General features: G+C 72.1%; 7 protein-coding genes. 1 reads left to right on the top strand and 6 read right to left on the bottom strand.

Going from position 1 to position 7,248, the window contains the following annotated elements:
• From D7X32_RS41880 to D7X32_RS41890, 3 genes are all read right to left on the bottom strand, one after another.
• A partial coding sequence (locus tag D7X32_RS41880) for a lytic transglycosylase (RefSeq protein ID WP_120608101.1) occupies positions 1 to 593 on the bottom strand: 593 nt, incomplete at its 3' end.
• Between the two features lie 103 nt (positions 594 to 696).
• Positions 697 to 1,695 (bottom strand): cytochrome c, encoded by a 999-nt coding sequence (locus D7X32_RS41885; protein WP_171449922.1) that lies wholly within the window; start codon positions 1,693 to 1,695, stop codon positions 697 to 699.
• The gene (locus D7X32_RS41890; RefSeq protein WP_120608103.1) at positions 1,692 to 2,276 is read right to left on the bottom strand and encodes a hypothetical protein; all 585 of its coding nucleotides are present in this window, start codon (positions 2,274 to 2,276) and stop codon (positions 1,692 to 1,694) included. The genes D7X32_RS41885 and D7X32_RS41890 overlap by 4 nt, the downstream gene beginning before the upstream one ends.
• A gap of 375 nt (positions 2,277 to 2,651) precedes the next feature.
• Between D7X32_RS41890 and D7X32_RS41895 the strand changes: the two genes are divergently transcribed.
• Positions 2,652 to 4,109 (top strand): ArnT family glycosyltransferase, encoded by a 1,458-nt coding sequence (locus D7X32_RS41895; RefSeq protein ID WP_244239478.1) that lies wholly within the window; start codon positions 2,652 to 2,654, stop codon positions 4,107 to 4,109.
• Here D7X32_RS41895 and D7X32_RS41900 read toward each other — a convergent pair.
• Genes D7X32_RS41900 through D7X32_RS45190 form a run of 3 tightly spaced genes read right to left on the bottom strand, consistent with a single transcriptional unit; the run spans position 4,106 to position 7,040 of the window.
• Positions 4,106 to 5,839, bottom strand: a complete 1,734-nt coding sequence (locus tag D7X32_RS41900) for a cytochrome c oxidase subunit I (RefSeq protein ID WP_120608107.1) — start codon at positions 5,837 to 5,839, stop codon at positions 4,106 to 4,108. The genes D7X32_RS41895 and D7X32_RS41900 overlap by 4 nt on opposite strands.
• The gene (locus tag D7X32_RS41905; RefSeq protein ID WP_120608105.1) at positions 5,836 to 6,672 is read right to left on the bottom strand and encodes a cytochrome c oxidase subunit II; all 837 of its coding nucleotides are present in this window, start codon (positions 6,670 to 6,672) and stop codon (positions 5,836 to 5,838) included. The genes D7X32_RS41900 and D7X32_RS41905 overlap by 4 nt, the downstream gene beginning before the upstream one ends.
• Positions 6,672 to 7,040, bottom strand: coding sequence for a hypothetical protein (locus D7X32_RS45190; protein WP_147450482.1), 369 nt, complete (start codon positions 7,038 to 7,040; stop codon positions 6,672 to 6,674). Before D7X32_RS45190 ends, D7X32_RS41905 begins: the two co-directional genes overlap by 1 nt.
• Positions 7,041 to 7,248: the final 208 nt, after the last annotated feature.

The following is a 7,248-nucleotide window of genomic DNA, read 5'->3' on the forward strand; positions in this document are numbered from 1 at the left end:
CCACCCTTCCCACCCGACGTGCCCGGCGTTCCGCCCACTCCGCCCGTGGACGGAGGCGGCTTCGACGTCCCGCCCGTGCCACCCGTGCGGCCCGGAATCGTCAGCTTCTGTCCGACCTGGATCTTGTTCGGATCCGCGATGTGGTTCGCCTGCTGCAACGCCCCCACCGTCGTGCCGTACCGGCCCGCGATGCCGCTCAGCGTGTCGCCGCTGCGCACCGTGTACGAAGCGCCCCCGGAGGACGGCGGCTTCGACGTCACCGGCGCCGCGCCACCGCCCGCGCCCGGAATCGTCAGCTTCTGGCCCACGTAGATCTTGTTCGGGTTGGCGATGTGGTTCGCCTTCGCCAGCGCCGCCGTCGTCGTGCCGTGCCGCCCCGCGATGCCGCTCAGCGTGTCGCCGCTGCGCACCGTGTAGCTGCCCGCCTTCGACGGCGCCGCCTGGAACCCGTCCGGCACCGTCAGCCGCTGGCCCACGCGGATGAGGTTCGCGTTCGCGATGTGGTTCGTCTTCTGGAGCGAACCCACCGACGTGTTGAACCGCTGCGCGAGGCCGCTCAACGTGTCGCCGCTGCGAACGGAATAGGTCGTCACGGGTGAAACTCCGGGAAAAGAGGAAATCAGTGCCCGGATTTTCGCGACGGCTGGGAATTAGTTTCCCAGGAAGACCTACTTTTCAGGTTGCTGGATCTATCCGCTATTCCTGCACCTTCGAGTCACGCAACCGTTGCTGGAGGTCGCGGGCCGCGCCGGTGTCGTTCATCACGACGAGGCTCTGCACGTAGTACGCGAGCGCCCAGAGGTTCTCCTCCGGGATGGCGCCCTTCCACGACGGCATGGCGGCGCCTCCGACGCCCGCGGCCATGACCCGGTAGAGGTCCTCTCGCTGGGCCTGCGCGGTGTACGGCTGGCCCTCCACGCGAGTGCCCTGGGGCCACACGGTGCGCAGGCGGTGGAAGAGGAAGTCCGGCGGCAGCACCTTGGCGAACTGCGTGGCCTCACCCTTCGCGTCCACGGTGAGCGAGTAGTCCGAATCGCGAGGCAGCGCGGTGTACGGATCCGCGTTCGCCAGGTTCACCTTGCGGCCGGTGACGCTCTCCGTGAGCGCGGCGAGCTCCGCGCGGGGCAGGTATGCGACGTGGCAGCTGGCGCAGCCCGCGTTGCCCTTGCCGGCCACGTGGTAGACGGTGCGGCCGCGCTCCACGGCCTCGGCGTCACGGCCCTTCCAAGGGTCATCGGACAGGGTGAGCGCCGCGCCGGGGGACTCCTGCTTCCAGCGCGGGCTGAGGGTCTTGAGGTATTGCACCACCGCGTCCACGTCCGCGGGGGGCACGTCCCACGCGAACATGGGCGTGCCGTGCAGGCCCCGGCGCAGGGTGCGCTTGAGCGCGTCGTCGGTGGGCAGTTCGCCCGCGGCCACGCCGCCGAACTTGTACAGGCCCTGCTGGAAGTTGCGCGGCGGAGGCCGCATGCCGGAGCCCGCCGGGCCCTGACCGTCGCCCTTCTCGCCGTGACAGGACGCGCAGTAGTGCGTGTAGACGTCATGGCCGCGAGCCAGCGTCGCGGCGGGGATGACGGTGCCGTCCGCGAGCTTCAGGGGCTCGAAGGTGGGCGCCTCCTTGCGGCACGCGGGGGCGAGTGCCCCCAGCGCGAGCACGGCGAGCATGCGGAGCGAAAAGCAGGGAGTGGGCTTCATGGGAGGTACACCACCGCGAAGAGGACGCCATACATCACCGTCGAACACCACCAACCCGGCAGGGCCCGCTGCAACGGAGCGCGTGCCTCCAGGCCCCGCAGGAAGCGGAGTCCCGCGCGCAGCACCCCCACGAGCACGACCGACAGGTGCGCGGCCTGCACCGCCGACAGGCCATACAGCGCGGAGGCGAAGACGCCGCTGCCGGGGATGCGCAGGTCGCGGTACCAGAACAGCACATGCAGCCAGGCCGCCTGCGTCGCCAGGAATCCCGCCCCGGCGCCCAGCGTGCACAGCAACGTGAGCCGGATCCGGCGTGGATCCGAGCCACGCCCGAGCGCGACGTGCAGCAGCACGGCCCCGATGACGAGGAGCCCTCCCGCCAGCGCGGGAACGAGGGAGCCGGGGCGCGCGGACATCGGGGGAAAGAAGCCGCGCAGCCGGTAGAAGCCCGCGGTGAAGGCCACCGCGCAGAAGAGCATCGCGGCCGCCGCGTGCGCGATGACGGCCCCGAACCAGAGGTTGGCTTCGTCGCGCTGGGGGGACGTGGAGGCCAGCGTCCCGGCGGAGTCATTCGTGCTCACGGGGGAGGACTCTCGCACGCCTGGGGCCGGCGGAAAGCACCAGGAAGCCGGGCAGTCCCCCGTCCCTCGGAGCGGCGCCCATCGGCCGAATCACCTCCGGGCATCACACCCGTGAGCCACACGGGGGCCTTGCATGGGACAGGGGGCGAAACACGAAGCCTGCTCGGGCCCCGCCCCTGTGCATCCACGCATCGAGGCCCGAGCCCGATGGAAGCCTCGCTGGAGCGTGCAAGAAGGCCGCGTGCGGCACGGCCCTCCGGTAGTAGCCTTCCGCGCTCACTTCCGATGCAACCCGCGCCCACTCCAGTCGCCTCGCCGTCTCCTTCCGTCCTCGCTCGCACTTCGCGGGGCCTGGACCTCTGGCCGTTGATCATCGTGGCGCTGGGCGCCTGGGTGTTGCGCGCGCTGGCGTTCTTCCATCGCTCCGGCGCCATGGGCTACCCCATGGACTACGACGAGGGCGTCTACTTCTCCGCCGCGTCGCTCCTGCTGCGCGGGGACCTGCCCTACCGCGACTTCATCTTCGTCCACCCGCCCGGCGCGCTGCTGCTCTGGGCTCCCGGGGCCGCGCTCACGCTGGGGCTCGATGCGGCCACCGCCTACGGCGTCACCCGCTACATCGCCGCCGCCGTGGGCGCCCTGTGCGTGTTCCTCGCGGGCCGCGTCGCCTGGCGCGCCTGGGGTCCGCTCGCGGGCTGCGTGGCCGCGCTCGCCTATGCCACGTATCCGGAGGCCGCCCTCGTCGAGCGGGGCACCTTCCTCGAACCCCTGCTCAACGTCCTGTGCCTGGGCTTCGCGAACCTGTGGCTCGCCCCCGGCACACACTCCCGCGCACGCCGCATCGGCGCGGGCGTGCTGCTGGGCCTCGCCATCTCCGTGAAGCTCCCGGGGGGACTGTGGCTCGTCGCCGCGCTGCTCGCCCGCCCGGGGAGGGAGTCGTGGCGTCACGCGCTCCTGCCGGTGCTCGTCGCGGTCGCCACCTTCGCCGTCGTTGTCGGCCCGCTGGCCGCGCTCGCCCCTTCCGAGTTCCTCCGCGACGTCCTCACCTTCCAGGCCGTGCGCCCTCCGGATGGTGAGCCGGACCGCTGGCTGCGCCTGCGCGACATCTTCCACGAGCGACGGTTGGGAGAGGTCCTCCTCGCCCTCGTGGGCCTGGGCACCGCGTGCGTGCGCGCCTTCCGTGCCGAGCCGGAGCAGCGCCCCGCCGCCCGCTTCTTCGCCTGCGCGTTCATCCTCAGCGTCGCCCTGTTCCTCGCGTCGCGGACCTACTGGAACCAGTACAACGCGCACCTCGCCGCTTCGGAGGCCGTGCTCGCGGGACTGGGCGCTTCCGTGCTCCATGCCTTCAGCGTGCGCTGGGGCCGCGCCGCATCACGGACCGTGGCCGCACTGCTCCTCGCCGCCGCGTGCCTTCCCGGCGCGTGGCACGTCATCCAGAGTGGCCAGCAGCAGGCCCCGGACGTCGCGGCGCTCGCGAAGTCCATCCGCACCGACGTGCCGCCCAAGGCGTGCCTCTTCTCCTTCGAGCCCGGCTGGGCGCTCGCGGCGGGCCGGCTCCCCATGGGGGCCACCCCCATCGTGGACGGCTACGCCACCATGCTCCAGGACGCCATGAGCACCGGTGACCGCTTCGAGGACACCGCCGAGGCCCTCTCCGCCCCCGAGGCCCAGCAGGCCCTGCGCATCATGCTGGACTCCTGCCGCTTCGTCGTCCTCGGCTGGCGGGGCACCTGGCAGCTCACACCGGAGAGCCGCCCCTGGTTCAAGCAGCACTTCGTCCGCCGCTTCCCCTCGGGTGACGCCGGCGGCGTGGACCTCTGGGAGCACCGCTAGACCGCGCCCTCCACCCCGGGCACCGGCGGCGCCACCGGCTCCGCCACGGGCACGCCCGAGGGCAGCGGCTCCGCCTGTCCAATCCAGTCGCGACCCAGTTGCTCTTGTACTTCCAGTTGCGACAGCGCATGCGGCCCGCGCAGCACCACGGCGCCGGGCACCGCGTCCGTCCACTCCAGCGTGCCCACCTTCCACGGGTTCGGTTCCGCGGCCCGGCCCCACCCGAGCGTCCGCACCAGGTTCACCACGAACACCAGCTGCGCCGTGCCCAGCGCGAACGCGGCCCAGCTGGTCCACCGGTTCAACGTGAGCAGGTGCGCGAGGAACGTGTACTGGTACGGGTCATAGAGCCGCCGCAGCTGCCCCGCGTAGCCCGCCACCAGCTGGCCACCGAAGACGGCGATGAACAGCACCGCGCTCAGCACCACGTGCACTTTCGCCAGCCGTTCATCCAGCGCGCGCCCGTACATGCGGGGGAACCAGAAGTAGAGCCCCGCGAACACCGCGAGGAAGCTGGCCGCGCCCATCGTCAGGTGGAAGTGGCCCACCACCCACATGGTCCCGTGCAGCGGCACGTCCGTCGCCACCGCGCCCAACGCCAGGCCCGTGATGCCGCCCAGGCCGAAGACGATCATCGTCGCCAGCGCCGCGAGCATCGGCGACGTGAGCCGCACGCTGCCCCGCCACAGCGTCATCAGCCAGTTGAGGAACATCACCTCCGCGGGCAGGGAGATGAGCAGCGTCAGCACCATGAACGTGCGCCCGAGCACCGGCGCCATCCCGCTGGTGAACAGGTGGTGCGCGTACACCGCGCCGCTCAGCGCCGTCACCGCGCCCATGGCCCCCGCCGTCAGCCGGTAGCCGTGCGCGGGCTTGCGGCTGAAGAACGCCACGAAGTCCCCCACCATGCCCCACGCGGGCAGGATGAGGATGTAGACCTCCGGGTGGCCGAACAGCCAGAACAGGTGCTGGTACACCACCGGGTCGCCGCCCCCGCCCACCGCCGCCGCGCCCGCGATGAAGAACTGCGTGCCCGCCACCCGGTCCAACAGCAACATCCCCGTGGCCGCCGCCAGCACCGGCACGAACAGCACGTTGAGCACCGCGCCGTAGAACAGCCCCCACACCACCAGCGGCATCCGTCCCCACGTCATCCCCGGCGCGCGGCAGCGCACCACCGTGACGACGAAGTTGAGCCCGTACAGGAACGCGGACACGCCCACGCACAACACCGCCACCGTCACCAGCGTCTGCCCCAGCCCCGGCGTGAACGCGGGCGTCGCCAGCGGCGGATACGACGTCCACCCCGCGCTCGCGGGCCCCAGCCGCACGACGAACGACACCAGCATCAGCGCGCCGCCCACCGCGTAGGCCCAGAAGCCCAACGGCGACAGCCGGGGGAACGCCATCTGCTTCGACCCGATGGCCAGCGGCAGCACGAAGTGCCCCAGCGCCCCGAAGAGCAGCGGCGTCACCGCGAAGAAGATCATCAGCAGGCCGTGCATCGTGAACACGGCCGTGTACGCGGGCGGCGTCAGCGCGCCCTTCGACTCCGGCAGCGCCCACCCGAGCCCCGGCACCGGCTGCCCGGGCCACGCCCACTGGAAGCGGATGAGCATGGCCAGCAGGCCGCCCACCAGCAGGAACAGGAACCCACCCCACAGGTACTGCCGCGCCACGCGCTGGGGGTCCGTCGTCCAGAGCGACTTCAAGAACGCCCCCGCCTTCATGGCGTCCTCCACACCCAGCCCCAGTGGGCCGCCGTGTCATCCGGGTCGTAGCCCTGCACCGCCTTCAGGCTCGCCTCGTGCAGCCACGCGGCGTACGCCTCCGGGGACAGCGCCGTCAGAATGCCGCGCATCCGGTAGTGGCTGGTGCCGCAGTGCTGGTAGCAGGCCGCCTCCCACGCCCCCTCGCGCGCGGCCTGGAACCACGTCTGGTTCACGCGGCCCGGAATCGCATCCAGCTTCACGCGGAAGGCCGGCAGTGAGAACCCGTGCACCACGTCCGTGGAGACGAGCTGCACCCAGACGGGCACTCCCGCCGGCACGCGCAGGTCGTTCCACGTCACCACGTCGTCCTTCGTGCCGAACGCCCCGTCCGCGCCCGCGTACCGCGCCTCCCACGACCACTGGTGCGCGTTGATCTCGATGCGCACCGTGCGCGGATCCTCGGCGGGGACGCGGAAGTTCCAGAGCACGTCGCGCAGGTAGCCCTGGGAGCCCAGGAACAGCGTCCCGTCCACCACGCCGAACACGCCCAGCGCCACTCCCAGCACCCATGCCCTCGAGCGACGCGTGCCCCCGTCCGGCGCCACCTTCCGCGCGCCCCGGAAGCGCACCACCGCCAGCAACAACCACCCGAGCATCACCGCCGCCAGCGCCACGTCGAAGCCATGGCTCGTGGCCAGCAGCGCGTCGATGCGGTCTCCCGTCGCGCTCGCGTTCTCCGGCGGCGCCAGGCTCCACGCCCCACGCGCGGGCGGTACCGCCAGGGGCGCCTGCGCATCCGGCGGCGCGACGTCGCTCGCGGAAGACAGGGGCAACGCAGGGGACTCCGCCATCACGAATGCTCCTGTTCCACGGGGGCCGAAGCCCGCTCCTCCCGCCCTGCCCGCCGGGCCGCCCAGAGCCCCACGCCCACCAGCGCGAAGGGCACCAGCATCAGCGCCAGCAGCAGCTCGCCCGCTCCGCCCGGAGACTCCGGCGCCCGGGCCGTGCACGAGGGACACGCCAGCACCGCCGCCGGCACCAGCGCCCCGACGAGCCCGAGCCACGGACCGGGCGTGGCCCCAAGCCGACGACCGAACCCGACCCAGGCACCAGACCGGATCCGAAACCCGGTGGAAGGGCGCTCCGCGAGCGACCGGAAGCCCCCCTCCCCGCCCGGCGAAGCGCGTCCACCCGGGGGCTGGAAGAGGGCATGGGGCATGGCCTCCGGGCTAGCACGCACCCAACGTCCCCTCAAGGCGCACCCCGTCCGCTCCGAAGCGGCCACTCTCCCTCATGCCTCGCATGCGGCCAGCCCCTACCCCGGCATGCCCGGCGCTTGTGCGCCCCCGGCCGATGCCGTACGTGCCGACCCATGTCCGTTGAATCGCCCTCCTCCCCGTCCGCCCCCCGCTCCCGTCCCGTCCGCC

Source organism: Corallococcus carmarthensis (assembly GCF_003611695.1).
Taxonomy (GTDB): Bacteria; Myxococcota; Myxococcia; order Myxococcales; family Myxococcaceae; genus Corallococcus; species Corallococcus carmarthensis.

Coding starts and splice junctions, on each gene's coding strand:
- D7X32_RS41885 (WP_171449922.1), bottom strand. CDS start 1,695: ATGAAGCCCACTCCCTGCTTTTCGCTCCGCATGCTCGCCGTGCTCGCG.
- D7X32_RS45190 (WP_147450482.1), bottom strand. CDS start 7,040: ATGCCCCATGCCCTCTTCCAGCCCCCGGGTGGACGCGCTTCGCCGGGC.
- D7X32_RS41905 (WP_120608105.1), bottom strand. CDS start 6,672: ATGGCGGAGTCCCCTGCGTTGCCCCTGTCTTCCGCGAGCGACGTCGCG.
- D7X32_RS41900 (WP_120608107.1), bottom strand. CDS start 5,839: ATGAAGGCGGGGGCGTTCTTGAAGTCGCTCTGGACGACGGACCCCCAG.